Annotated in this window: 21 protein-coding genes, 1 pseudogene and 1 riboswitch; of the genes and pseudogenes, 11 read left to right on the top strand and 11 right to left on the bottom strand. The window is 61.8% G+C overall.

Annotation, left to right across the window (positions count from 1 at the left end; translation table 11 throughout):
* A partial coding sequence (locus OS035_RS14840) for a translocation/assembly module TamB domain-containing protein (RefSeq protein WP_331813835.1) occupies positions 1 to 3,079 on the top strand: 3,079 nt, incomplete at its 5' end.
* Positions 3,080 to 3,282: 203 nt separating this feature from the next.
* Here the strand turns inward: OS035_RS14840 and OS035_RS14835 are convergent.
* On the bottom strand, positions 3,283 to 3,720 hold the full coding sequence (locus OS035_RS14835) for an Lrp/AsnC family transcriptional regulator (RefSeq protein ID WP_012559170.1): 438 nt from the start codon (positions 3,718 to 3,720) through the stop codon (positions 3,283 to 3,285).
* Between the two features lie 121 nt (positions 3,721 to 3,841).
* Between OS035_RS14835 and rocF the strand changes: the two genes are divergently transcribed.
* The 4 genes from rocF (at position 3,842) to OS035_RS14815 (ending at position 8,776) form a co-directional block, all read left to right on the top strand.
* Complete coding sequence (rocF, locus tag OS035_RS14830) at positions 3,842 to 4,777, top strand: arginase (RefSeq protein ID WP_097624866.1); 936 nt, start codon at positions 3,842 to 3,844, stop codon at positions 4,775 to 4,777.
* Between the two features lie 58 nt (positions 4,778 to 4,835).
* Positions 4,836 to 6,035 (top strand): ornithine--oxo-acid transaminase, encoded by a 1,200-nt coding sequence (gene rocD, locus OS035_RS14825; protein ID WP_097624867.1) that lies wholly within the window; start codon positions 4,836 to 4,838, stop codon positions 6,033 to 6,035.
* Between the two features lie 197 nt (positions 6,036 to 6,232).
* On the top strand, positions 6,233 to 6,709 hold the full coding sequence (locus OS035_RS14820) for a chemotaxis protein CheW (RefSeq protein ID WP_003567163.1): 477 nt from the start codon (positions 6,233 to 6,235) through the stop codon (positions 6,707 to 6,709).
* Between the two features lie 288 nt (positions 6,710 to 6,997).
* Positions 6,998 to 8,776 carry a methyl-accepting chemotaxis protein gene (locus tag OS035_RS14815; protein WP_331813834.1) on the top strand — a complete coding sequence of 593 codons (1,779 nt, stop codon included), beginning with the start codon at positions 6,998 to 7,000 and terminating at the stop codon, positions 8,774 to 8,776.
* 84 nt (positions 8,777 to 8,860) lie between these two features.
* Here OS035_RS14815 and OS035_RS14810 read toward each other — a convergent pair whose 3' ends face one another.
* From OS035_RS14810 to soxR, 10 genes are all read right to left on the bottom strand, one after another.
* Positions 8,861 to 10,519: an OFA family MFS transporter gene (locus OS035_RS14810; protein WP_183778365.1), complete on the bottom strand. Its 1,659-nt coding sequence runs from the start codon at positions 10,517 to 10,519 to the stop codon at positions 8,861 to 8,863.
* 181 nt (positions 10,520 to 10,700) lie between these two features.
* Positions 10,701 to 10,946 carry a formate dehydrogenase subunit delta gene (locus tag OS035_RS14805; RefSeq protein WP_097624870.1) on the bottom strand — a complete coding sequence of 82 codons (246 nt, stop codon included), beginning with the start codon at positions 10,944 to 10,946 and terminating at the stop codon, positions 10,701 to 10,703.
* On the bottom strand, positions 10,936 to 11,760 hold the full coding sequence (gene fdhD, locus OS035_RS14800) for a formate dehydrogenase accessory sulfurtransferase FdhD (RefSeq protein ID WP_097624871.1): 825 nt from the start codon (positions 11,758 to 11,760) through the stop codon (positions 10,936 to 10,938). Before fdhD ends, OS035_RS14805 begins: the two co-directional genes overlap by 11 nt.
* A gap of 37 nt (positions 11,761 to 11,797) precedes the next feature.
* The gene (fdhF, locus tag OS035_RS14795) at positions 11,798 to 14,677 is read right to left on the bottom strand and encodes a formate dehydrogenase subunit alpha (protein WP_097624872.1); all 2,880 of its coding nucleotides are present in this window, start codon (positions 14,675 to 14,677) and stop codon (positions 11,798 to 11,800) included.
* Between the two features lie 60 nt (positions 14,678 to 14,737).
* Positions 14,738 to 16,294, bottom strand: a complete 1,557-nt coding sequence (locus OS035_RS14790) for a formate dehydrogenase beta subunit (protein ID WP_131711720.1) — start codon at positions 16,292 to 16,294, stop codon at positions 14,738 to 14,740.
* On the bottom strand, positions 16,291 to 16,770 hold the full coding sequence (locus OS035_RS14785; protein WP_097624874.1) for a formate dehydrogenase subunit gamma: 480 nt from the start codon (positions 16,768 to 16,770) through the stop codon (positions 16,291 to 16,293). Before OS035_RS14785 ends, OS035_RS14790 begins: the two co-directional genes overlap by 4 nt.
* A gap of 132 nt (positions 16,771 to 16,902) precedes the next feature.
* On the bottom strand, positions 16,903 to 17,796 hold the full coding sequence (locus OS035_RS14780; RefSeq protein WP_003582744.1) for a LysR family transcriptional regulator: 894 nt from the start codon (positions 17,794 to 17,796) through the stop codon (positions 16,903 to 16,905).
* Positions 17,797 to 17,886: 90 nt separating this feature from the next.
* On the bottom strand, positions 17,887 to 18,228 hold the full coding sequence (locus OS035_RS14775; protein WP_131711719.1) for an ArsR/SmtB family transcription factor: 342 nt from the start codon (positions 18,226 to 18,228) through the stop codon (positions 17,887 to 17,889).
* A gap of 103 nt (positions 18,229 to 18,331) precedes the next feature.
* Positions 18,332 to 19,102 carry an SDR family NAD(P)-dependent oxidoreductase gene (locus OS035_RS14770; RefSeq protein ID WP_097624876.1) on the bottom strand — a complete coding sequence of 257 codons (771 nt, stop codon included), beginning with the start codon at positions 19,100 to 19,102 and terminating at the stop codon, positions 18,332 to 18,334.
* 95 nt (positions 19,103 to 19,197) lie between these two features.
* A complete protein-coding gene (gene soxR, locus OS035_RS14765; protein ID WP_097624877.1) occupies positions 19,198 to 19,674 on the bottom strand; it encodes a redox-sensitive transcriptional activator SoxR in 477 nt (158 codons plus the stop codon).
* Positions 19,675 to 19,964: 290 nt separating this feature from the next.
* Positions 19,965 to 20,078: riboswitch (TPP riboswitch) on the top strand.
* On the opposite strand from soxR, the pseudogene OS035_RS14760 reads away from it, so the two are divergent.
* The 6 genes and pseudogenes from OS035_RS14760 to OS035_RS14735 all read left to right on the top strand — a co-directional run.
* Positions 20,069 to 20,185, top strand: a pseudogene (locus tag OS035_RS14760) (YkoF family thiamine/hydroxymethylpyrimidine-binding protein); the annotation flags it as partial. (Overlaps the previous riboswitch by 10 nt.)
* 11 nt (positions 20,186 to 20,196) lie before the next feature.
* On the top strand, positions 20,197 to 21,003 hold the full coding sequence (locus OS035_RS14755; protein ID WP_131711718.1) for an ABC transporter permease: 807 nt from the start codon (positions 20,197 to 20,199) through the stop codon (positions 21,001 to 21,003).
* The gene (locus tag OS035_RS14750; RefSeq protein ID WP_097624879.1) at positions 21,000 to 21,812 is read left to right on the top strand and encodes an ABC transporter ATP-binding protein; all 813 of its coding nucleotides are present in this window, start codon (positions 21,000 to 21,002) and stop codon (positions 21,810 to 21,812) included. The genes OS035_RS14755 and OS035_RS14750 overlap by 4 nt, the downstream gene beginning before the upstream one ends.
* Before the next feature lie 63 nt (positions 21,813 to 21,875).
* Positions 21,876 to 22,886 (top strand): ABC transporter substrate-binding protein, encoded by a 1,011-nt coding sequence (locus OS035_RS14745; RefSeq protein ID WP_097624880.1) that lies wholly within the window; start codon positions 21,876 to 21,878, stop codon positions 22,884 to 22,886.
* 67 nt (positions 22,887 to 22,953) lie between these two features.
* Positions 22,954 to 24,174 carry an acyltransferase family protein gene (locus OS035_RS14740; protein WP_097624881.1) on the top strand — a complete coding sequence of 407 codons (1,221 nt, stop codon included), beginning with the start codon at positions 22,954 to 22,956 and terminating at the stop codon, positions 24,172 to 24,174.
* Positions 24,175 to 24,341: 167 nt separating this feature from the next.
* Positions 24,342 to 25,079: a sugar transferase gene (locus OS035_RS14735; RefSeq protein WP_097624882.1), complete on the top strand. Its 738-nt coding sequence runs from the start codon at positions 24,342 to 24,344 to the stop codon at positions 25,077 to 25,079.
* Positions 25,080 to 25,188: the final 109 nt, after the last annotated feature.

Genomic DNA, 25,188 nt, shown 5'->3' with positions numbered 1-25,188 from the left:
TTTCGACCTTAGCTGGAAAGATGCTGGGACGAGCCACACCAAGCGTGCCGGCCTTGCGGACCTCGCGGTGAAGGCATCCGGTAAATTCGCCGACAACAAGCTTGATTTCGACACAGCGATAGCGGGCGCCGACAGCGTCTCGCTGACGGCGAACGGCAATGTCGCCGTCACAGGCACGATGATCGACAACATCAAGGTCGATGCAACGCTTAAAAATATCCCGGCGGGCATCGCAAACAGCTTCGTCGCCGACCTCGCCGCCGAAGGCGCGATCTCCGGAACGGTTTCGGCCGCAGGCTCGCTTGCCGCTCCCACTGCCAATTTCGACCTTGATTGGAAAGATGCCGCGACCAGCCACACGAAGCGTGCCGGCCTTGCCGCTCTCGGCCTGACCGCAGCGGGAAAATTCGCCGATAACAAGCTTGATTTCAACGCCGCGGCCAGTGGCGCCGAAGGCCTCTCGCTGAAGAGCACCGGTAATGTCGCCCTCGTCGGCACGACGGTCGAAAACATCAAGGTCGATGCCGAGATCGCCAAGATTCCGGCCAGTCTCGCAAATGCCTTCGTTCCGGACCTGGCGGCCGGCGGCACGATATCGGGCACCCTGTCCGCCGCCGGGACCCCCGCCGCACCGAATGCCGACTTCAAGCTCGCCTGGACCGATGCCGCGACCAGCCACACCAGAAGCGCTCATCTATCGGGACTGGCGCTTGCCGCCTCCGGCCATTTCGCCGACAACCGGCTCGATTTCGATGCCGATCTCGGCGGCAAGGACGGCCTCTCGCTAAAAGCCAAGGGCAATGTTGCAACGGCAGGCACCTCGGTCCGCAATCTTGACGTCAAGGCCGATCTCGCCAATCTGCCGGCAGCGCTCGCCAACGGCTTCATCCCCGGTCTTGCCGCCGAGGGCACGGTGTCGGGAACCGCATCCGTCTCCGGCGCTCTGCCCAAACCCGCCGTCGATTTCAAGCTCGACTGGAAGAACGCCGCAACCGCTCAGACCAAAAACAGCGGCCTTTCCGGCCTGAGCGCGGCGGCATCCGGAAAATACGCCGATGACAGGGTCGACTTCGATGCCAACCTTGCCGGCAAGGACGGGGTGCTGGCCAAGGCCACCGGCGGCGTCACCATCGCCGGAACGGCCATCCGCGATCTTTCGATCAATGCCGATATTCCCGCACTTCCGGCCAATATCGCCAATGCCTTCGTTCCCGGCCTCGGTGCCGAAGGCACACTTTCGGCTAACGCCGTCACGTCGGGAACGCCTGAAAATCCGATCGTCGATTTCAAGCTCGACTGGAAGGATGCGGCCACCAGCCACACCAAGGCTGCCGGCCTCTCCCGCCTGGCGCTGGCGGCGACGGGAAAATACGCCGGTGACCGGCTCGATTTCGATGCCAATCTCAGCGGCAGCGGCGGCATTGCGCTGAAAGCCGCCGGTAATCTTTCGCTCGCCGGCACCTCTATCCGCGCGGTCGATGCCACCGTGAATGCCTCCAATGTTCCGGCTGCGATCGCCAACAGCTTTGTTCCGGGCCTTGGAGCCGAAGGCGCGGTCTCGGCAACCGCAAAGGCCACCGGCGCGCTATCGGCGCCCTCGGTCGATTTCAAGGTCGACTGGAAGAACGCCGCAACCAGCCAGACAAAAGGCGCCGGCCTTTCGCCGTTCACCATCGGCGCATCAGGCAAACTTGCCGGAAACAGGCTGACGGTCGACACCAGTCTTGTCGGTGATGCCGGCATGTCGCTGAAGGGCGGCGGCAGCGTCGTGATCACCGGCAATCGCGCCCTCGATATGCGCTTCAACGGCAATCTTCCCTTCGCCGTGCTTGGCGCGCCACTCGCGCAACAGGGCCTCGTCGCCGACGGCGTCGCCACCCTCAACTTGCAGGTTGGCGGAACCGCGGCGGCACCTGTCATCAACGGCACCGTCTCGACCAATGGCGCCAAGCTCGTCGATGTCCGGCGCAATCTCGCCGTCAACAATCTCGCGGCGACGGTCACCTTCAACGGCAGCCAGGCAGTGATATCGCGCCTCAGCGGCAGCCTCGGCGGCGGCGGCACGATTTCGGCAAGCGGCACCATCGGCATCCAGCCGGCCGGCGGCTTTCCCGCCGATATTTCGATCAAACTCGACCAAGCGGTCTATGTCGATGGAACGCTTGTTGTCTCCACGGTCAACGGCACGCTCGGCCTGCGCGGGCCGATCATGAATTCGACGTTGAGCGGCAAGCTTCGGCTGGACAAGACCTCGATCACCGTCCCGGAAAAATTGCCGACCTCGCTCAGGGAAATCGACATCCGCCACAAGAATGCGCCGCGAGCGGTGCTTGCCCAGTTGCGCGACGATGGCGAACGGAAACCCACCGAGAAATCCTCCACGATTACCCTCGATCTCGAAATCGACGCGCCTTCGCATATCTTCGCACGTGGCCGCGGCATCGATGCCGAGCTCGGCGGCAAGGTGACGATCCGCGGAACGGCGGCAGCGCCGATCGTAACCGGCGGATTCACCATGCGCCGCGGCCGCATGACCATTCTCAACCGCCGTCTGGATTTCACCGACAAAAGCAGGATCACATTCGCCGGCGACCTGACGCCGGCGCTCGATATGGAAGCGACCTCGACCTCCGGCTCGACGACGCTGACCGTCGACGTCGCCGGACTTGCCACCGACCCGGCAATTACCTTTTCCTCCTCGCCGCAGCTGCCGCAGGACGAGGTGCTGGCGCAGCTGATCTTCGGCCAGTCGATGTCCAAACTCTCGCCGGTGCAGATCGCCCAGCTCGCCGACGCCGTCAGCCAGCTGGCCGGCAACCGCTCGACCTCGCTTTTTGAAGGCCTGCGCAATCAGCTCGGCGTCGACGATCTCGATATCAGCACCGATTCCAAGGGCCAGACGAGCGTCAGCGTCGGCCGTTATCTCAACGACCGCACCTATTTCGAATTGCAGCAGGGCGGCGCAGCCGGCGCCAAGGCAATCATCAACCTCGACGTCGGCCGCGGCGTCAAGCTGCGGGGTGCCGCCGGCGGTAATGGTGCCGGCGAAGCGGGTGTCGTCTACGAACGGGAATATTGAGCCGGCTTAGCGTCTGCGGCTGCCCCTCACCCTAACCCTCTCCCCGTAAACGGGGCGAGGGGACGTGCCCTGCGAGAGAGGTGGGAGAGGAACGGAGAGGTCGCGGCATATCGCCTTCGCCCCGCGGGCGGGGAGAAGGTGCCGGCAGGCGGATGAGGGGCTGGTTCGCCGATTCCTCAGCCGGCGTCTCGCACGACAATGTCCTAAAACCCCGTCTTGCTCGTCTTCAGTAGAATATTGCTCTCGGTCGAGTTGATGCCGTTGATCAGCCGAATACGGCGTAGCGTCTCATCGAAAGAGGCAAGGTCGCGATCCTCGAGTTCGGCGACGAAATCCCATTTGCCATTGGTGCTGTGCAGGGCGCGGACCTGCGGCAGGCCGCGCAGCTGATCGGCCACCCTGTCGGCGAGTTTGCCGAGCACCTCGATCATGACGATGGCACGCACCCCGGCGGACCGCGTCTCATGACCGGTGCGGATGGTGAAGCCGACGATGGTGCCGCCGGCGACCAACCGGTCGATTCGGGCGGCAACCGTTGCCCGCGAAGCGCCCGTCATCGCCGCAAGCGAGGAGACGGAAATCCGGGCATTGTGGCGAAGCGCACTCAGGAGCTCGGTATCGAGATCGTCCACGCTGATCACTTTGTCAAAATAGGTTTATCATATTGCGCAATCATAATCCATTTCTGACACTTTTCCATCTTTTTGCCGTCAGCCCTTTATCCCACTATCGGCCAAAACGGCCTCACCACGGAGCCCTCGAATGAATGCCCAATCGCAATCTGTCACACTTATCGGCGCGCCGCTGGAAGAAGGTTCCGGCCGCAGGGGCGCCGCCATGGGCCCGGCGGCCCTGCGCATCGCCGGCGTCGATCAGACGCTGATCGAGCTTGGCCACGACGTCGCCGATCTCGGCGATCTCAGGATCGTACCGGCGATGGATCTGCCGAATCATCCGAAGGCCCATAATCTGAGAATCGTCGGCGCCTTCACGCGGGCGCTCGAAAGCAGCGTCCATGATGTCGCCGCCTCGGGTCGCTTTCCGCTGATCCTCGGCGGCGACCACAGCCTCTCCATGGGCAGCGTCTCCGGCATGGCGCGTTACGCCGCCGGCAAAGGCCGCCCGCTTTTCGTGCTCTGGCTCGATGCACATGCCGATTTCAACTCTCCCGCCACCTCGCCATCCGGCAACATTCACGGCATGCCCGTCGCCTTCTTCTGTGGCGAGGCGGAGTTCGCCGAGATCCTGCCGAGGGATCGTGCCTTCGTCGACCCGAAGAATGTCTTCCAGGTCGGCATCCGTTCGGTCGATGCGCGTGAGCGCGAGGAAATCCACGAACACGGCGTTAACGTCTTCGATATGCGCGCGATCGACGAGCAGGGCATCGGCGCCATCATGCGTGAGATCCTCGATGTGGTCGCCAAGGCGAGCGGCCTGCTGCATGTCAGCCTCGACCTCGATTTCCTTGATCCCGAAATTGCCCCCGGCGTCGGCACTACGGTGCCCGGCGGCGCGACCTTCCGCGAGGCGCATCTGGTGATGGAAATGCTGTCCGACAGCGGCCTCGTCTCGTCGCTCGATCTCGTCGAACTCAATCCGTTTCTCGACGATCGCGGCAAGAGCGCCCGCGTCCTAGTGGAGCTGACGGCAAGCCTCTTCGGCCGCCGCATCTTCGATCGCCCAACCCGTGCCGCGTAGAAGGCACGCGCCGCCTGGAACTCACTTATCGGCATCATGATCTAGAGGGGAAAGAACCATGAACACTTCGGAAAAACTGATCGCCACCGAACAACGTCTCGGCGCCCACAACTACAAGCCGCTCGACGTGGTGCTGACGCGCGGCGAAGGTGTTCATGTCTGGGATACCGACGGCAATCGTTATCTCGATTGCCTCTCGGCCTATTCCGCCGTCAACCAGGGCCATTGTCACCCGAAAATCCTTGCCGCCATGGTCGAGCAGGCGGGCAGATTGACGCTCACCTCCCGCGCCTTCCGCAACGATCAGCTCGCTTATCTCTATGAAGAGCTCGCCGCGCTCACCGGATCGCACAAGATCCTGCCGATGAATTCCGGCGCGGAAGCGGTGGAGACCGCCATCAAGGCGGTGCGCAAATGGGGATACGAGGTCAAGGGTGTACCGGAAGGCCAGGCCGAGATCATCGTCTGCGCCGATAATTTCCATGGCCGGACGCTGAGCATCATCAGTTTCTCCACCGATCCCGACGCCCGCACCGGTTTCGGCCCCTACACCTCGGGATTCCGCACCATTCCCTTCGGCGATGCCGAGGCCTTCGAGGCGGCCATCAACAGCAATACGGTCGCCGCCCTGATCGAGCCGATCCAGGGGGAAGCCGGTGTCATCATCCCGCCGGCAGGATATTTCACCCGCATCCGCGAGCTCTGCACGGATAACAACGTCACCCTCATCCTCGACGAAATCCAGACCGGCCTCGGCCGCACCGGCAAGCTGCTGGCGGAGGAACATGAAGGCATCGAGGCCGATGTGACGCTGATCGGCAAGGCGCTGTCCGGCGGCTTCTATCCCGTCTCTGCGGTGCTTTCCAATTCCGCGGTACTGGGGGTGCTGAAGCCCGGCCAGCATGGCTCCACTTTCGGCGGCAACCCGCTCGCCTGCGCGGTGGCGCGCGCGGCGCTGAAGGTGCTGACGGAAGAGGGTATGATCGAGAACGCCGCTGATATGGGCGACTATTTCCTCGAAGGCCTCAGGTCGATCCGCTCGAACATCGTCCGGGAGGTGCGCGGCCGCGGCCTGATGATGGCTGTCGAACTGGAACCCGAAGCCGGCGGCGCGCGGCAATATTGTCATGCGCTGAAGGAACGCGGCCTGCTCGCCAAGGACACGCACGACCATACGATTCGCCTCGCTCCGCCGCTGGTTATCACGAGGGAGCAGGTCGATTGGGCGGTCTCGCAGATCGAAAAGACCATAAGCTGAGGTGAATCGAGCACGAAACCTCCGCAAATCCGGTTCCCGATTTAGATTTGGGCAACACTCTTCCGCTAATGTCGTCGATAACCGTAACGATGCTTGGCCGAGCGCAAAGCCATCGCGTGGTGTGAAGGCAAAGCTCGTCCGCGCCAATGGTGGCGCGCCCGCTTCTGCCCTGGCTTACGACAGTTGGGAAGAATTCTATGACCACGATCAATTCCACTAGCTTCAGCGGCGATACGCTCGAAATCATTGCCTTCCGCCTGCATGATCAGGAATTCTGCGTCAAGACCACGACCATTCGCGAAATTCGCGGCTGGGCGCCGTCGACGCCGATCCCGCATGCGCCGGCCGATGTCATCGGCGTCATGAACCTGCGCGGCTCGGTCATCCCGATTATCGATCTTGCCTATAAGCTCGGCATGAAGAGCACCGTCGCCAACGAACGCAGCGCCATTGTCGTCGCCGAAGTTCACAGCATGGTCATCGGCATGCTCGTCGACCGCGTCTCGGATATTCTCACCATCTCCTCCAGCCAGGTCCAACCGGTGCCCGAAGTGACAGCCTCCTTCGACCGCGCCTATTGCGAAGGCATCATCGCCTCGGAAAATGGCATGATCTGCTTCCTGAACCTTGCCAAGATGTTCAAGGAAAACGAGACGGATGAACTAGCGGCCTGATCGCCATCAAGCAATTCGAAGAGTTGAAAACCGCCCGTCCCGGGCGGTTTTTTGCGCGTCTGAGGTAAATCGCCGCGTTCATCCGTATCACATCATATTATTAGCAATAGCTTTTATACGCTAAATTAACCACGCTCCCTCAGTATGGTCGTGAAGCATACGGATGATAAGTCTCCGGTATAGAGGAGTGATAACCGGAGACCGGTTGTCCCCTGCACCGGCATACCTCGCCAGCCCCTTCGCTTCTCCAGCCGAACAGCGCAAGCTGTGCATCTCAAAGGGACAAGAATGTTTGGTCTAGCCTCCGATTCGAAATACATTCTTGACGCCATCTCCAAGTCGCAGGCGATCATCGAATTCGATCTCAACGGCAATATTCTCACGGCGAACGAGAATTTCTGCAAAGCGCTTGGTTATCGCCTCAACGAGATCGTCGGCAAGCACCACAGCATGTTCTGCGAGCCGGCCTATGCGGCGACGCCCGAATATCGCGCCTTCTGGGCGCGGCTCGGACGCGGCGAATATGACGCCGGCGCCTATAAGCGCTTCGCCAAAGGCAATAGGGAAATATGGATCCAGGCGTCCTATAATCCCGTTTCCAAAGGCGGAAAGCCGTTCAAGGTGGTGAAATTCGCCGCCGATATCACAGCCGCGAAGAAGCAGGCGGTCGAGGATTCCGGTAAGCTTGAGGCGCTCTCGCGCTCGCAGGCGGTAATCGAATTTACCCCAAAGGGCGAGATCCTGACCGCGAACGAGAATTTCTGCCAGGCCATGGGATATTCGCTGGCCGAAATCGCCGGCAAACATCACAGCATGTTCTGCGACCCGGCCCACACCCGCACGGAGGAATACAGCAGCTTCTGGCAGCGTCTTGGCAATGGCGAATTCATTGCCAACGAATTCGTCCGCTTCGGCAAAGGCGGCCGCGAAATCTGGATCCAGGCAGCTTATAACCCGATCGTCGATGCCAACGGCAAAGTCTACAAAGTCGTGAAGTTCGCAACCGACGTCACCCAGCGAATGAGCGCGATCTCCCTGCTCGGCGGCGCGCTGCGCCAGCTTTCCGAAGGTGATCTGACGAAGACGGTGGATACGCCCTTCGTCCCCTCGATGGAGCAGTTGCGGCACGACTTCAACACCGCGGTCAAAGGTCTTGCCGATACGATGAAGACCATCGGCGAGAATGCCATTGCGATCGCCGCCGGGTCGAGCGAGATCGGTACATCGGCGGACTCCTTTTCCAAGCGTACGGAACAGCAAGCCGCGTCGATCGAAGAGACCGCTGCCGCGCTGGAGGAGATCACCACCACCGTTAACGATTCCAGCCGCCGCGCCGATGAGGCGGGCCGCCTTGTCGCTGTGACAAAGCAGGGCGCCGAGCAGTCGGGCGTCGTGGTCCGCAACGCCGTCGCCGCCATGGACCAGATCGAGCAGTCCTCGCGCGAAATCACCAATATCATCGGTGTCATCGACGATATTGCCTTCCAGACCAATCTCCTGGCGCTGAATGCCGGCGTCGAAGCCGCCCGCGCCGGCGAAGCCGGCAAGGGTTTTGCAGTGGTGGCCCAGGAAGTCCGCGAGCTCGCCCAGCGCTCCGCCAAGGCCGCCAAGGAGATCAAGGCGCTGATCAATACGTCGAGCGACCTCGTCAAGAACGGCGTCGGCCTCGTCGGCCAGACAGGTAAGGCGCTCGAGGAGATCGTCACCCAGGTCGGCGATATCAACGGCAATGTCGTCGCCATCGTCGAAGCCTCACGGGAACAGGCAACCGGTCTCAAGGAAATCAACCAGGCGGTCAATTCGCTCGACCAGGCAACCCAGCAGAATGCCGCCATGGTCGAGGAGAGCACCGCCGCCAGCCACAGCCTGGCAACGGAAGCCGAAACGCTGCGGGTCCTGCTGGCACGATTCCGACTGCCCGGTCAGACCCGCACCCAGGCCGGGCCTCAAACCGCCGGCAGGCTGGAAGCGAGACAGGCAGGCTCGCCGGCGCTGCATCTCGTTTCGCGTGTCGGCAAGGCGCACGGCGCTGCCGCTGCAACCGCGCGGAGCTGGGAAGAGTTCTGAGCCACACCCCATAGCTCGCGATTATTTCTGCGTAGCGAGGAAGAAGCGCGCCGCATGAGGCCCATGCGGCGCGCTTTGATATCTTTACCCGAACAGCGCGAAGGTCGCCTTCAGCGTTACCCAGACACCCCAGAGCAGCGGAATGCCGACGACGGCCCAGGCAAGCATCGCCTTGGCGTCCAGCCCACCCGTGCCGATGCCGAAGGAGCCGGTCGGCCCGGCATTGACGGCCGCCGACTTCGCCTGCAGCGCAGCGACCTCACCATCGGACATGAACCATTTGTCCGAAAGCGGCCTGATCAGTGAATTGGCAACAAGGCCGAGGGCCAGCATGCCGGCGAGGATGTACATCGTGCCGGTATAGAGGCTCGGACCGGGAGCAACGCCGGCGGCGATCTGCGCTTCGCGGATATAGTTGACGACGACGGGACCGACGATGCCAGCCGTTGCCCAGGCCGTCAGTAGCCGCCCGTGGATGGCGCCGACGAATTGCGTGCCGAAAATATCGGCGAGATAGGCCGGGATGGTCGAAAAACCACCGCCATACATCGACAGAATGACGCCGAAGGCGAGAACGAACAGCGCCTTGTTGCCCATACCGGCGAGGCTAGGCGCCAGCGCATAAAGCGCGATGCCGATGATGAAGAAGCAGTAATAGGTGTTCTTGCGGCCGATCTTGTCGGAGAGCGACGCCCAGAAGAACCGCCCGCCGATATTGAAGAGCGACAGCAGGCCGGCAAAACCCGCGGCGATCGTGGCGATCGACGCCTTCTGGCCGGCGTCGAGCTGCGCGAAACCGACATCCGGCAGGCCGATCAGCGAGCCGGCGAAGATTTCCTGCAGCATCGGCGACGCCATGCCGAGAACCCCGATGCCGGCCGAAACGTTGAGGCAGAGCACCGCCCAGATCAGCCAGAACTGCTTTGTCTTGTGAGCATCGCGCAGATGCACATGTCTGGTCGTGATCATCGTGCTCTTGGCCGCGGGCGGCGTCCAGCCTTCCGGCCGCCAGCCGGCCGGCGGAATGCGATAGCCGAAGGCGCCGCCCATCATGAAGACGAAATAGATGACCGCCATGACGATGAAGGTCTGCCAGACCCCGACCGAGGTATCGGTCTTGAAGGCATTCATCAGCAAGTTGGCAAGCGGAGCGCCGATCATCGCGCCGCCGCCGAAGCCCATGATCGCCATGCCGGTCGCCATGCCGCGCCGGTCGGGAAACCATTTGATCAGCGTCGAGACCGGCGAGATGTAGCCGAGCCCGAGACCGATGCCGCCGATGACACCGGCGCCGAGCCACATGAGCCAGAGCTGATGGGTGATGACACCGACAGCGGCAAGCACGATGCCGCCGCACCAGCAGCAGGCGGAAACGACGCCCGCCTTGCGCGGACCGGCCCGCTCCAGCCAGCCGCCCCAGATGGCGGCCGACGAGCCCAGCAGAACGAAGAACAGCGTATAGATCCAGCCGAGGTCGGCAACGCGCCAGTCGCAGGTGGTGGTAAACAGCGCCGAGGCGAGTGTCAGATCGGGGCAAGCGGTCGGGGCGGTCATCCCGAGCGACTTCGACAGCGGCAACCAGAAGACGCTGAAACCATAAGCCATGCCGATGCAGAGATGGATGGCGAGCGCGGCCGGCGGCACCAGCCACCTGTTAAAACCGGGTTTCGCGACGATCCTTTCACGATCGAGCAGGCCCGAGCCTGCCACCGCTCCGTCCGTACGTGTTTCCGCTGCAGTCATGAACAACTCCTCCTTGTTTCAGACCTTGCTGTGATTGGAGCGCTGCCGTCTTTTCAGGAGCGCAAAGGACGCTGTACCACTTTAAATTCCATTTTTTCTATTTTAAATCGATTTAAATTCTATCGCTGGCATAGCCGTAGGCAGCAAGCTGCTGCCCTTTCCGGCATGCGCCAACTTCGGATTACCGGATCTGTTGTGCTTCCGGCTCAGGTTTGCGGATCAAGGGAGCGGCCTGCAGCACGAGGGCATCCAGGCCGTTTTCCTCCTTGTTGAGAATTTCGAACAATTGCCGCCGCATACGCGGCTCCCAGAATTTGTTGATATGATTGGCGACCCCTTCCACGGCCTCGCTTGCCGGCTGGCTCTTGAAGAAGGTGGCAATCTGGTTTGCCATATAGACAAGCTTGGTCTTGGTATCATGCGACATCGGCGATGCTTCCAGGCGAGATGCGGTGCGGGTGGGTGAAAATCTCGAAATCCTCGCCGCGCACCAGGGCGACGAGCGTCATGCCGGCCTCTTCGGCCGTTCGGATGGCAAGAGCCGTCGGCGCTGAAATGGCGATGAGCACGGGTGAACCGAGGATCGCCGCCTTCTGCACCATCTCGACCGAGAGCCGGCTGGTCACGGCGACGGCGCCGTTCCGGCCGTTTTCGCCAGCGTCGATGACGGCGCCGCAGAGCTTGTCGAGCGCATTGTGCCGTCCGACATCTTCGCGCACGGCAAGCAATCCCTTGGCCGGAAGATAGAAGCCGGCGCCGTGCACCGCTCGCGTCTCGCGATGCAGCGGCTGCGCTTCGTTCAGCAGCGAAACGGCGCGTACGATATCGGCATGCGACAGCGTCAGCGGCGATGCCGAGACATCCGGCACCGGCCGCACCGCCTGCTCGATCGATTCGATGCCGCAGAGCCCGCAGCCGACCGGCCCCGCCATGCTGCGGCGTCGTGCCCGCAGCCGATCAGCGACGTCGTCGACAAGGCTCACCTGCACATCGATCCCCTGCTCGCCTTCGACGATCTCGATGGCCGCTATCTCGGTGCGTTCGGTGATAATCCCTTCGGTCAGGCTGAAACCGACGGCGAAATCCTCGAGATCATCGGGCGTCGCCATCATCACCGCATGCGAGCTGCCGCCATAGGAAAAGGCGATCGGCACTTCTTCCGGCACGATGCGCGAGCCGGAATGCATGAGGCCGTTGTGGCGGGCGGTTTCGGGAGCACGGGCGGTAGTCTGGAAGGTCATGATGCAAATCCCTTCTTGCCAAACCACCCCCGCATTTTCACTCCGCTGCCTCGAGCTTGCCGGCGATGCGGCGCGATTGCCGTGCCTGCTCGTCATATTCCATCTGCCAGTTGCTCGGCCCGTTGGAGGGCGAAACCTGCACCGCCGTCACCTTATACTCAGGGCAATTCGTCGCCCAGTCGGAAAAGTCGGTGGTGATGACGTTCGCCTGCGTATTAGGATGATGGAAGGTCGTATAGACGACGCCCGGTGCAACACGATCGGTAATCAGCGATCTCAGCGTGGTGTCGCCGGAGCGGCTGACGAGCTTCACCCAGTCGCCATCGCGAATGCCGCGCTGCTCGGCATCATGCGGATGGATTTCCAGCCTGTCTTCCGCATGCCAGACGACATTCTCGGTCCGCCGCGTCTGCGCCCCGACATTGTACTGGCTGAGGATGCGGCCGGTGGTGAGCAGCAGTGGGAAGCGCGGCCCGGTACGCTCGTCGGTCGCCACATATTCGGTGCGGATGAACTTGCCCTTGCCGCGCACGAAGCCGTTGACATGCATGATCGGCGAGCCGAGCGGGTTCTTCTCGTTGCATGGCCACTGCACCGAGCCCATCTTCTCGAGGTAATCGTAGGACACCAGGGCGAAACTCGGCGTCGTTGCGGCAATTTCGTCCATGATTTCAGACGGATGGGCGTAATTCCAGTCGAGCCCCATGGCCTGAGCAAGCTTCTGGGTCACCTCCCAGTCGCCATAGCCGTTGCGCGGCGTCATCACCTTGCGCACCCGGTTGATGCGGCGCTCGGCATTGGTGAAGGTGCCGTCCTTCTCGAGAAAGGTCGAGCCTGGCAGGAAGACATGAGCGTAATTGGCGGTCTCGTTGAGGAACAGATCCTGCACGACGACGCATTCCATCGCCGCAAGGCCGGCCGCGACATGCTTCGTATCGGGATCGGATTGGAGAATATCCTCGCCCTGGACGTAGAGGCCCTTGAAGGAGCCGTCGACCGCCGCGTCCAGCATGTTCGGAATGCGCAGGCCGGGCTCGTTATTGATCTTCACGCCCCAGAGCTTTTCGAAGATATCCCGTGTCGCATCGTCGGAAATGTGCCGGTAGCCCGGCAGTTCGTGCGGGAAGGAACCCATGTCGCAGGAGCCCTGCACGTTGTTCTGGCCGCGCAGCGGATTCACGCCGACGCCGGGACGGCCGATATTGCCGGTCGCCATCGCCAGATTGGCGATGGCGATAACCGTGGTCGAACCCTGGCTGTGTTCGGTGACGCCGAGACCGTAATAGATCGCGCCGTTGCCGCCCTTGGCATAGAGCCTTGCCGCGCCGCGCAGATCCGCTGCCGGCACGCCGGTGAAGATCTCGGTCTGCTCGGGGCTGTGCGCCGGTTCGGCGACGAAGGCGGCCCAGTCCTCGAATTCCGACCAGTCGCAGCGCTCGCGGATGAAGGTCTCGTCATAGAGCCCTTCGGTGACGATCACATGCGCCAGTGCGGTCATGACGGCGACATTGGTGCCGGGCTTCAGCGGCAGATGGTAGGACGCCTCGACATGCGGCGACCGGACGATATCAATGCGGCGCGGATCGATGACGATGAGCTTGGCCCCCTGGCGCAGCCGCTTCTTCAACCGCGAGGCGAATACCGGATGGCCGTCGGTCGGGTTGGCGCCGATGATGACGACGACATCGGACTGTTCGACGCTGTCGAAATTCTGGGTGCCCGCCGAGGTGCCGAAAGCCTGGCCTAGGCCATAGCCGGTCGGCGAGTGGCAGACGCGGGCGCAGGTATCGACATTGTTGTTGCCGAAACCGGCCCGCACCAGCTTCTGCACCAGATAAGTTTCCTCGTTGGTGCAGCGCGAGGAAGTGATGCCGCCGATCGCGTCGCGACCGTATTGATACTGGATGCGGCGGAACTCCGACGCCACATGCGCGAAGGCCTCGTCCCAGCTTACCTCCCGCCAGGGATCGCCGACCTTTTCGCGGATCATCGGGTTGAGGATCCGGTCCTTGTGGGTGGAATAGCCGTAAGCGAAACGGCCCTTGACGCAGGAATGGCCGCGATTGGCCTGGCCGTCCTTCCACGGCACCATGCGCACCAGTTCCTCGCCGCGCATTTCCGCCTTGAAGGAACAGCCGACGCCACAATAGGCGCAGGTGGTGATGGCCGAATGTTCGGGCTGGCCGATCTCGATCACCGACTTTTCCGTCAGCGTCGCCGTCGGGCAGGCCTGTACGCAGGCCCCGCAGGAGACGCATTCGGAATCGATGAAGGCTTCATGCGCACCCGAGGAAACCTTGGAGCCGAAACCACGCCCCTCGATCGTCAGCGCGAAGGTGCCCTGCACCTCTTCGCAGGCGCGCACGCAGCGCGAACAGACGATGCATTTGGAGGGGTCAAAGGTGAAATAGGGATTGGTTTCGTCCTTCGGCGTCCATTTCAGATTGATCTCGCCATGGTTGCGCGCCCTGACGTGGTTGTCGCCGTCATAGCCATAGCGCACGTCGCGCAGCCCGACGGCGCCCGCCATATCCTGCAATTCGCAATCACCGTTGGCTGCACAGGTCAGACAGTCGAGCGGATGGTCGGAGATATAGAGTTCCATCACGCCACGGCGGATATCCTTCAGCCGTCCTGTCTGCGTGTGCACCACCATATTGGCCGCCACCGGCGTCGTGCAGGAGGCCGGCGTACCGTTGCGGCCCTCGATCTCGACGAGACAGAGCCGGCAGGAACCGAAGGCATCGATCATGTCGGTGGCGCAGAGCTTCGGCACCTCGATGCCGGCCTCCATCGAAGCGCGCATGATCGAGGTGCCCTCCGGCACGCTGATCTGCTGCCCATCGATGGTGAGCGTCACCATCACCTCGGATGTAGAAGCGGGAGTGCCGTAGTCGATTTCATGGATGAGAGACATGGTCGGCCTCCTGTACGGAAATGGAATTGAGCAGATCACGGCATGGGGCTTGGAAGATCATCACTCAGCTGCCTCCACCATCGGCGCCGGCGAAAAATCCTCCGGGAAATGCGTCATGGCGCTCATGACGGGATAGGGGGTGAAGCCGCCGAGCGCACAGAGCGAGCCGAATTTCATCGTGTTGCAGAGATCGGCGAGCAGCGCCCGGTTTTTCTCCGGCTCGATACCATGGGCGATCTTGTCGGCCGTCTCGACGCCGCGCGTCGAGCCAATGCGGCAGGGCGTGCACTTGCCGCAGCTTTCGACGGCGCAGAATTCCATGGCGAAGCGCGCCTGCTTCAGCATATCGGCGCTGTCGTCGAAGACGACGAGGCCGGCATGGCCGATCAGCCCGTCCTTGGCGGCGAAAGCTTCGTAGTCGAACGGCGTGTCGAACAATGCCCGAGGGAAATAGGCCCCAAGCGGTCCGCCGACCTGCACGGCCTTGATCGGCCGCCCCGTCGCGGTGCCACCGCCGATTCGGTCGACGATGTCTCCGAGCGAAAGACCGAAGGCCGTTTCGTAAAGACCGGCATATCTGACATTGCCGGCGATCTGCAGCGGAATGGTGCCACGCGAGCGGCCCATGCCGAAATCGCGATAGAAGGCGGCGCCCTTCTCCATGATCACCGGCACGGAGGCGAGCGAGATCACATTGTTGATGACGGTCGGACAGTTGAACAGCCCCTGATGCGCCGGCAGCGGCGGCTTGGCGCGCACGACGCCGCGCTTGCCTTCGAGGCTGTTCAAAAGGGCCGTCTCCTCGCCGCAGACATAGGCACCGGCGCCGGTGCGCACCTCGATATCGAAGGCGCGGCCCGAGCCGAGCACCGACGGGCCGAGTATCCCGGCCTGACGCGCGATGCCGACGGCTTCGGTCATCACTGCGATGGCATGAGGATATTCAGAACGGGTGTAGACGTAGCCTTTGGTCGCTCCGGTGGCGAGGCCGGCTATCGCCATGCCCTCGATCAGCACGAAGGGATCACCCTCCATGATCATCCGGTCGGCAAAGGTGCCGCTGTCACCCTCATCGGCATTGCAGACGATATATTTGCGGTCCCCCGGGGCATCGAGAACAGTCTTCCACTTGATCCCAGTGGGAAAGCCGGCGCCGCCGCGTCCGCGCAGGCCGGAATCGGTGACTTCCTTGACGACTTCGGCGGATGTCATCGAAACGGCCCGGCGAAGGCCGGCCAGGCCGCCATGCGATTCGTAGTCGGCCAACGACAGTGGATCGGTGATGCCGCAGCGGGCGAATGTTAGGCGGGTCTGTTCCTTCAGGAACGGGAGGTCTTCAACCTCCCCGAGACAGAGCGGGTGATCGCCGCCGGTCATCATCCCGGCGTCGAACAATGCAGGCACATCCTTTGCTTTCACCGGTCCGTAACCGATGCGTTTGCCGGCGACCTCGACCTCGACAAGCGGTTCCAGCCAGAACATTCCGCGCGAGCCGTTGCGCACGATCTCGGCACCGAGGCCGCGGGCGGCGATCTCCTGGGCAATCGCCTTTGCCACCTTTTCGGCGCCGAGCGCCAGCGCGGCGGCATCTCGCGGAACATAAATCTTGATGCTCATCGGCGTGCCTCCGCAACGAGTTCCGCCGCCAGCTGATCGTCAACCCGGCCATAGACCTCGCCATCGAGCATCGCCGATGGCGCGCAGGCGCAGAGCCCGAGACAGTAGACCGGCTCCAGCGTCACGCTGCCGTCGAGCATCGTTTGATGAAAATCGATGCCAAGCAGCGTCTTGACGCGCTCGGCCAGCGCATCGCCGCCCATCGACTGACAGGCCTCGGCGCGACAGAGCTTCAGCACATGCCGGCCGGCGGGGTGGTCGCGGTAATCATGATAGAAAGTCACGACGCCATGCACCTCGGAACGGGAGAGGTTCAGTTCCTCCGCGATCACGGGCACGGCTTCCTGCGGGATATAACCGAATTCGTCCTGAACCTCGTGTAGAATGGGAAGCAGCGGCCCTTCGAGGAAGCGAAGATCGGCAATGATCGCACGAGTGCGCGCGGCAATATCGCCTTCGGCGATATAAATGGTCATAAGGTAGCCCTCCCGACGGCTTGCTCGTTGCGGAATGGCGGCCCCTCCAGCCGAGCACCATCCGCCGCAAGCATCTCAGGGAAGCCGCCAGGGATCAATAAAGCTATCCTGTGGAACGATAGTTTTTTTCTATCAGAGTTCTTCATCTCGCACGAGCACCCGCGCTTCATGCAGCAAGGCAGAGACCAGCGGCGTGAAGGGCTCGCGATAGGGCGCGACAAGGCCGACGAGATGATGGGCCTCCGGCTCGACGATCGGAATCATCCGGATTTCCACCGGGAAACCAAAAGACTTGGCGACATTGCGCGGCATGATGCTCGCCCAGCGGCCGGTTCGAACATGCGAGAACAGCACGATCATCGAGTTGGATTCGAGCGTCGGATGCACCGTGGCACCGGCTTCCGTCAGGTGCCGATTGATGATTCGGCGGTTCTGCATGTCGGCGGTCAATAGACAAAGCCGAAGATCGCCGACCTCTTTCCATGTCACATTGTCGCGATCGGAGAGCGGGCTGCCCGCAGCCGTGATCAGATGATAGCGCTCGGCATAGAGCGGAACGCTGGTGACACGGCCGAGCGGCTCGTTTTCGAGATAGGTGATGCCCGCATCGATTTCGAGGTTTTCGAGCATGCTCAGCACCTGCAGCGAATTGCGCGAGACGATCGAGAAGGTGACGCCGGGATGCCGTTCCTGAAAAGGCGTGGTAATGCGCGAAAGCATGGCGAGCGCCGTCGGAATGGCGGCAAGGCGAATGTGGCCGGAAAGGCCGCGGCGGGCGGCGCGCATTTCCTCGCGCATGGTGCGCGCGTCGCCGACGATGCGCCGGGCCCATTCCAGCACGCGCTGCCCCTCCGGCGTCAGCCCTTGAAAACGCGAACCGCGCTGCACCAGCATGACCCCGAGCTGATCCTCGAGCTGCCGGATCGCGGCCGAAAGCGTCGGCTGCGAAATCCCGCACTCCTCCGCAGCGCGGCCGAAATGCTTTTCATTGGCTAGGGCGATGAAGAATTCCAGCTTGTCGATCATCCGGGCTCCCGCGACATTTCGCGTCCGGCCTCATCTTCGACACAGCAACCGTGCTCCGCAAGGGAATGAATCAAGTTAAGGCGACGCGCTTTAACAGTTTTCCGCAGCGGGAAAAAGATCGAACAGAGATTCGAGGAAGGCAAGCACGCTGACATTGCCGATACTGTAATAAACCAGCCTGCCTTGGCGGCGCGTATTGACTAGGCCTTCGAGCCTCAAACGCGCAAGCTGCTGCGAAACCATCGCCTGCTGAATGCCGAGAATATTCTCGATTTCACCGACCGTCCGCTCCTCTTTTGCCAGGATGCAGAGGATCAGCAATCGGGTGTGATGCGCCAAAGCCTTCAGCAGATCGCTCGCTTCATGGGCTTTTCCGGCGAGTATGTGCAAGTCCTGGCCGGTCATCCCCGGCTCCGGTTTAGGCAACGGCATTCGATATCTCGGAAGGGAGGCGATTTGGTAGATCAGAACAATAGCATATTCGCACAAACGAATTGGTCAATAGTGATGAAATGCCAAAAAAGGTCCAAGTAAATCAGCAGATAAGCTGTCCGCCGTTGATCTCGATCACCTGGCCGGTAATGTATCCCGAGAGTAAGGGAGCCGCCAGGAACAGATAGGCGGGAGCGCAATCCTCTGCCGTGCCAAGCCGCTGCAGGGGGATGGATTTCCGGGTCTGCTCCAGCTTTTCTCTGGAGGAATAGCGCTCGTGGAAATCCGTCTCGATCGTTCCCGGCGAGACGCAGTTGACGCGGATGCCATCCGGGGCAAGCTCGCGGGCAAGCGCCTTGGAATAGGTCGCAACGAAGGCTTTCGAGGCCGAATAGATCGACGAGCCGGGGCTGCCACCGGTGAGCGCCGAGATCGAAACGGTGTTGACGACGGCAGCACCCTCGGCCGCCTTCAATGCCGGCAGCAATGCGCGCGTCAGCGCCACTACCGAGGTCTGGTTCAGCCGTATGACCGCTTCATATTCGGCATCGGTCAGCGTCGCAGCGGGAAAACGGCCGAGCATGGTGCCGGCATTGTTGACGAGCACATGCACCCTGTCGAAGAAAGCCAGAACATCGTCGGCAAATTGCACCGCACCGCCGGCGGCAGAGAAATCGGCATGCAGCAGCAGCGCCCGTCTTTCCGATTCAGCCGTCAGCAGGAAATCCGGCAGGTCCCGCCCCGGCTTGCGCCCGGTATGGACGATCACTTTCGCGCCGCAATCCAGAAACTGCCGAGCGACTTCGAGGCCGATGCCGCGGCCGGCGCCGGTGACGACGACATTACGATTTTCAAACAGTCTGGGATGAAACACGAAGCCGTCCTCCTCGGATGCGTCACCTGCCCTTAACATATGAGCACACCGACCGAAAGAAAGGCAGGCATCGATCTTTCCGGGGAGATCCAGGACTAAACAACGAGCTCGTTTTCGGTCTCCAGAAGCCGCGCACCCGGCCCTTCCCTGCCGAGCCGGTCACAGGGATTGCGCAACGGACAGCTTTCGATCGACAGGCAGCCGCAGCCGATGCAGCCGGTCAGGCGGTCGCGCAGCAGACTGAGCCGATTGATTCGTGCGTCGAGATCGTCCTTCCATCGCGCCGACAGCGTCTGCCAATCGGCGACGGTCGGCGTGCGCCCCTGCGGCAGGGACTGGAACGCCGCCTGGATTTCCGAAAGCGGAATGCCGACACGCTGTGCCACCTTGATGATGCCGAGGCGGCGAAGCACATCGCGCCCGTAGCGGCGCTGATTGCCGCGGGAGCGGATGCTCGAGATCAAACCCTTGGTCTCGTAAAAATGCAGCGCCGAGACGGCAAGGCCGCTGCGTTCCGCCACTTCGCCGACAGTCAGGAGCTTTCCGAGCGGCGCTGCCGAAATACCATCCATCGCCTCTTGACCTCAATATTGGTTGAGGTCTTATACCCTTTGCTTCTGCGATCGTAAAGCCCGATCGGGCGCTCCCGCTCTTACTCCGATAAGGGCGCTGGCACCCCTTACGCCGATATTGCCGCCAGAGGCAGCAAGCTGCGGTCCCGTTCCCGGCAGGTACGGGCCCACCGAGGAACACCCGAGCGGGATCCCGCTCGGGTGTTTCCCTCACAACAGAGCTTTTCCGACCGTGCGGACGGGTTCCCAAATTTGCGGTTGCGGGAAGAAAACACGGGTGATAGTTTCCGACGAAATAACAGGGGAGCTCCGTATTGCCGGGGCTGAGATATGAGGCGCTAGCCTCTGGACCCTTTAAAGCTGATCTGGGTAATGCCAGCGGAGCGAGGTTCAGATGTTCTCAGGCGCAGAAGTGTCACTTTATCCGATGTCCGGCAATGTCGTCGGCATCATTCGCGATGCCGTCAAAACGCTCGATCCCTATCGCGGCCGGCTAGGCATCGAGACCGAAATCAAACGCTGATGACATCGCCGCAACCATCGGGTTCGCACCTTTCCGCGCTCCGCGCCGCTCTCTATCGGGGGTTCCCCGCCTTGCTCGCGGGCTGCGCCTTTTTGGCGGCATGGGAACTCTATGTCGATCTTTCCGGCATCAAGCCTTCCATTCTGCCGGCGCCTTCGCGCATCGTTATCCAGGGCTGGCTGAACCGTGAGGCGCTGATATCAAACACCTGGCCGACGCTTGGTGCGACGCTCGGCGGTTTCGCGCTGTCGCTTGCCTTCGCCTTCACCTCTTCGATCCTCATGGATTTCATGCCATTCATGCGCCGGGCATTGCTGCCGATCTTCATCGCCAGCCAGACCCTGCCGCTGGTGGCGATTGCGCCGCTCGTCGTCTTATGGTTCGGTTTCGGCCTTTTGCCGAAGATCCTGCTGGTGGCGCTCGTCACCTTCTTTCCGCTGCTCGTCGCCCTGCTGCAAGGCTATGAATCGACCGACCGCGACATCGCCGAATTGCTGCATTCGATGAAGACGAGCCGCTGGCGCATTTTCCGCCTGGCACGGCTTCCCTCGGCGCTGCCCTATTTCTTCGCCGGCCTGAGGATCTCGATCACCTATGCCGTCGTCGGCGCGATCTTTGCCGAATATGCCGGCGCCGCAAGCGGCCTCGGCATCTATATCCTCAACGCCAAGAACAATTTCCGTCCCGATCTCGTGCTCGCCGCCGTCGTCGTCAGCGCCGTGCTGACCCTTTGCCTGTTCGGCCTAACACTCTTGATAGAGCGCCTCCTTATGCCCTGGCAGCCATCCGGGGAGCGGCGCCGATGAGCGACAAAATGGTCGAACTGCGCAATATCGCGAAATCTTTCGACGGCATGCAGGTACTGGGCGATATTTCGCTCGGCGTCGGGAACGGCGAGTTCGTTTCGATCGTCGGCCCGTCCGGCTCGGGAAAATCGACGGTGCTGCGATTGCTGACGCAGTCGCTTCGACCCGATTCCGGCTCGGTGCTTTTCAATGGCGCGCCGCTTGAGGAAGCGCCGCATTCCTTCGCCTTCATGCCGCAGCGTGATGCGCTGATGCCCTGGCGCCGGATCATCGACAATGCGGCCCTCGGCCTCGAGGTAAAAGGCAAGAGCCGCCGCGCGGCCCGCGCCGCTGTGGCGCCTTTGTTCGAGCGCTTCGGCCTTGCCGGCTTCGAACACCATTATCCGTCCGAACTATCGGGCGGCATGCGCCAGCGCGCCGCTCTGCTGCGCACCGTCGTCCAGACCCAGGACATGCTGCTGCTCGACGAGCCTTTCGGCGCGCTCGACGCGCTGACGCGCACGCAGATCCAGGAGTGGCTGCAGGGCATGTGGACCGAACACCGCTGGACGGCGCTGCTGATCACCCATGATGTCCGCGAGGCGGTGTTCCTCTCCGACCGCATCTATGTGCTTTCGGCCCGCCCGGCGCGCATCATTCGAGAATTCCGCGTTCCCCTGCCCCGCCCCAGAAGCCTTGCCGATCTCGGCTCGCCGGCGGCCCAGGCGATCGAAACCGAAATCCTGCAGACCCTGCTTCATCCGCTGGAACAGGATGATCTTAGGCCGGTCGGCCTAAAATCTGCATCCTGTTCTGAACTAAAGAGTTAGATCATGACGCCGAAAACCGCGCACACTTTCGGCACCATGCTCTAGAGACCTGAGGAGGTCATCATGCTGCTTCTCACCCGTCGCCAGACGATTTTCGCCGCCATCGCGGCAGGCCTTGTCGGCCGCCCGGCCTTCGCCCAGTCGGCGCCCGCAAAGGCTCGCATCGCACTCGACTGGACGCCCAACACCAACCATATCGGCATCTATGTCGCCAAGGCGAAGGGTTTTTATGCCGCCGCGGGCCTCGATGTCGACATTCTACCCTATGCCGATACGAGTGCCGGAACGCTGGTATCGAACGGCGTCGCCGACTTCGGGATCAGCAGCGAGATCGAGGCCATCACGCAGCGCGCCGCCGGCGGTGACGTGAAGATGGTCTACGGCGTCGTCCAGACTGAAACAGCACGCCTGATCTTCAAGGGCGGACGCGACGACATCAAGAGCCCAAGGGATCTCGACGGCAAGACCTATGGCGGATTCGGCGGCACCTGGGAGAGCGCGCTGATCTCCGCGATGATCCGCAACGATGGCGGCAAAGGCGAGGTCAAGACCGTCACGCTCGGCACCTCCGCCTATGAAGCGCTGGACAATGGCTCGATCGATTTCACCCTGGAGATCTATACCTGGGAAGGCGTCGCCGCCGAACTGGAAAACCGGAAGATCGCCCGCTTCCACTATTCCGACTACGGCATTCCCGACGAGCAAACCACGGTCATCGTCTCCAGCGACACCTATCTTTCGGCCAATCGGGAAAATGCCCGCGCTTTCATTCAGGCGACGCGAAAGGGTTATGCCTATTCCGTTGATCATCCCGACGAAGCCTGCGCGCTGCTGATAGCGGAGAGCAACGGCGCGCTGATGAACGCCGAATTGGTGAAAGCTTCGCAAAAGGCATTGATCGAAGGACACTTCCTGAAATCCCAGGCCGGTGTGATCGGCACCCTCGATCCGGCCAAGGCCGATGCTATCGGCGGCTTCCTGGTCGAGAACGGCATTCTGGTCGATGCGAATGGCGCCGCACTCAAGGAGAAGCCGGACTTTTCCACCTATTATACCAACGACCTGCTGGCCTGAGTCCAGCCCTGGCCTTGCCCGCCGCGGCGTTCCGCGGCAAAGTCTTGAGCTATAAGGCGAGGGACAGATGCGACAACAGGAGAGATTGGCCGGAGCGGACTTTCTGCGCGCGACGGCTTGTCTGCTGGTGCTTGCCCACCATCTCGCGCTCCGGCTGGATATGCGCAGAATTCCCGACGAACTGGGAACGACTGCGCAGATCCTCCGCTTCGGCAATTTCGGCGTTGCCATCTTCTTCGTGCTCAGCGGCTTTCTTCTTTCTCATCCCTTCTGGCGCGCGCTCGACGGCGGCGGCGAGATGCCGAGCCTCCGCCATTACACGATCCGCAGGGCGGCGCGTATCGCGCCGGGCTTCTGGGTGGCAGCAACCGTCAGCTTCGTCCTCAGCCTGACACTGCTTGCCCTGCCGCTGACGCCGGAACTCACGCTTCGCTACGTCTCCGGGCTGCTGTTCATGAGCCAGTGGCATTGGCGCACGTTTTTTCCGGTCGAAGCCGACGGCCCGCTCTGGTCCATTCCCTTCGAGGTCACCAGCTATGTGCTCCTGCCGGTCTGCTTTCTCCTGCTGTTTCGTTTGCCTCTCCTCAGGCAGCGTCCGCTGCTTGCCCGCTTGGCCTGGCTTTGCGTCGTCGCAGGCGTCGTCCTCGCCCATCTGCTGATCCTCACCATCTTTCCGCTCGACGACATCGGACGCGGCTGGCAGTACGGCCTGCAGGGTGGGGCGAAAGAGTGGATGCCGAGATATAATCCGATCGGCTTCTTCGCCGTCTTCGCCCTCGGCGCGCTGGCCGCCGGCATCGAGATCATGCTGAGAAGGCGGTCCTCCTTCTGGTTCGATGCCGCAGCGCTGCTCACCCTCGCCGTTGCCGGCTACCGCCTCGTCATATCGCCGGGCGGCACCCCTGAAGCTTACGGCTGGCTCGATATCCCCTATGGCTTCCCGGTCTTTCCGCTGGCAATCGCAACGGCGCTCGTTTCGCTCTGCCATTCGCAACGTCTGGGCAGGCTACTCGACAATGCGCCCGTCCGCTACATCGCAAAGATCTCCTTCGGCATCTATGTCTGGCAGGAGATCATCCTGATATCGATCCAAAGGCTCGACCCTGGTTCGTTCGGCGTCTCCTCGGAAAATGTCGTCACGGGCTGGCTGCAGTCCTGCGGACTGGCGGCAGCGCTCGTCCTTCTCGTCGCCAGCCTCAGCTACCACCTGCTGGAGAAACCGGCGATCGACCTCGGCAACCGACTGACATCATGCCCATCCGATCGGGCTACTCCTTTCAAAGTATAAGCTTTCATTCAACGCAACTACAGGCGTTAAGGTTAACGCGAAATACTCCCATTTTTGGCTTCTTTAGGGTTACGAAATTCTTTTTTATACCGATGACAAACGTTACGTGACGATGTATCTGTCTCCCGGTAGTTCAGTATCGCATCTAAACTTGTGGACCTTGCGTAATGAATGCTTTTACTTCGAAGACGAATTCACGCTTCGATCCGTCTCAGCGTCAGGACAAAACCAAGACCCTGGTTATCGCGAACTCCAACATTCGCCAGCCGGATAGCTTTTCGCCTGTCGAAAGAAAGATGGCTGTACGGCTGGGCGTGAAGCGGCTGTTCGACATTGTCGCCTCAGGCAGCGCCCTCATCGTGCTCGCGCCGTTTTTTCTGGCGATTGCTCTCTTCATCAAACTCGACGATGGCGGCCCGATATTCTTCCGGCAGATCCGCTGGGGACTGAACGGACGGAAGATCACGGTCTTCAAATTCCGCTCGATGCGCACCGACGATTGTGATCCGAGCGGCATTCAGCAGACCGTCAAGGGCGATAGCCGGATGACCGGCATTGGCGCGGTCCTCAGACGGACGAATATCGACGAGCTGCCGCAGCTTTTCAATGTCCTCATGGGCGATATGTCGCTGGTCGGTCCGCGATGCCATGCGATCAACATGCGCGCAGCCGGCAGGCTCTACGAAGAGCTGGTGCCGCACTACCACCAGCGCCACATCATGCGCCCCGGCATCACCGGCCTAGCGCAGACACGCGGCTGGCGGGGCCCGACGGCGCGACCGTTGCAAGCTCGCGCCCGCATTGCCTGCGATATCTATTATGTCAAGAATTTCAGTCTGTTGCTCGACCTGAAGATTCTGCTGAAGACGCTCGTCATCGAGCTGCGTGGCGGCACCGGCTTCTGAGACGATCCGGCGTGGCGGCGAAGGCCGCTTGTTCATTTGAACCCGCCGTCAGACATTGTCCGCCGGATCCCTGGAGACGAGCAGACACAAAAAAGGCGGCTGTTGAGCC

The sequence above is a fragment of the Rhizobium sp. 268 genome, assembly GCF_036571585.1.
GTDB classification, from domain to species: domain Bacteria; phylum Pseudomonadota; class Alphaproteobacteria; order Rhizobiales; family Rhizobiaceae; genus Rhizobium; species Rhizobium redzepovicii.
Note: the sequence above shows the minus strand (reverse complement) of the source record. Positions and strands in the feature narration are given on the sequence as shown.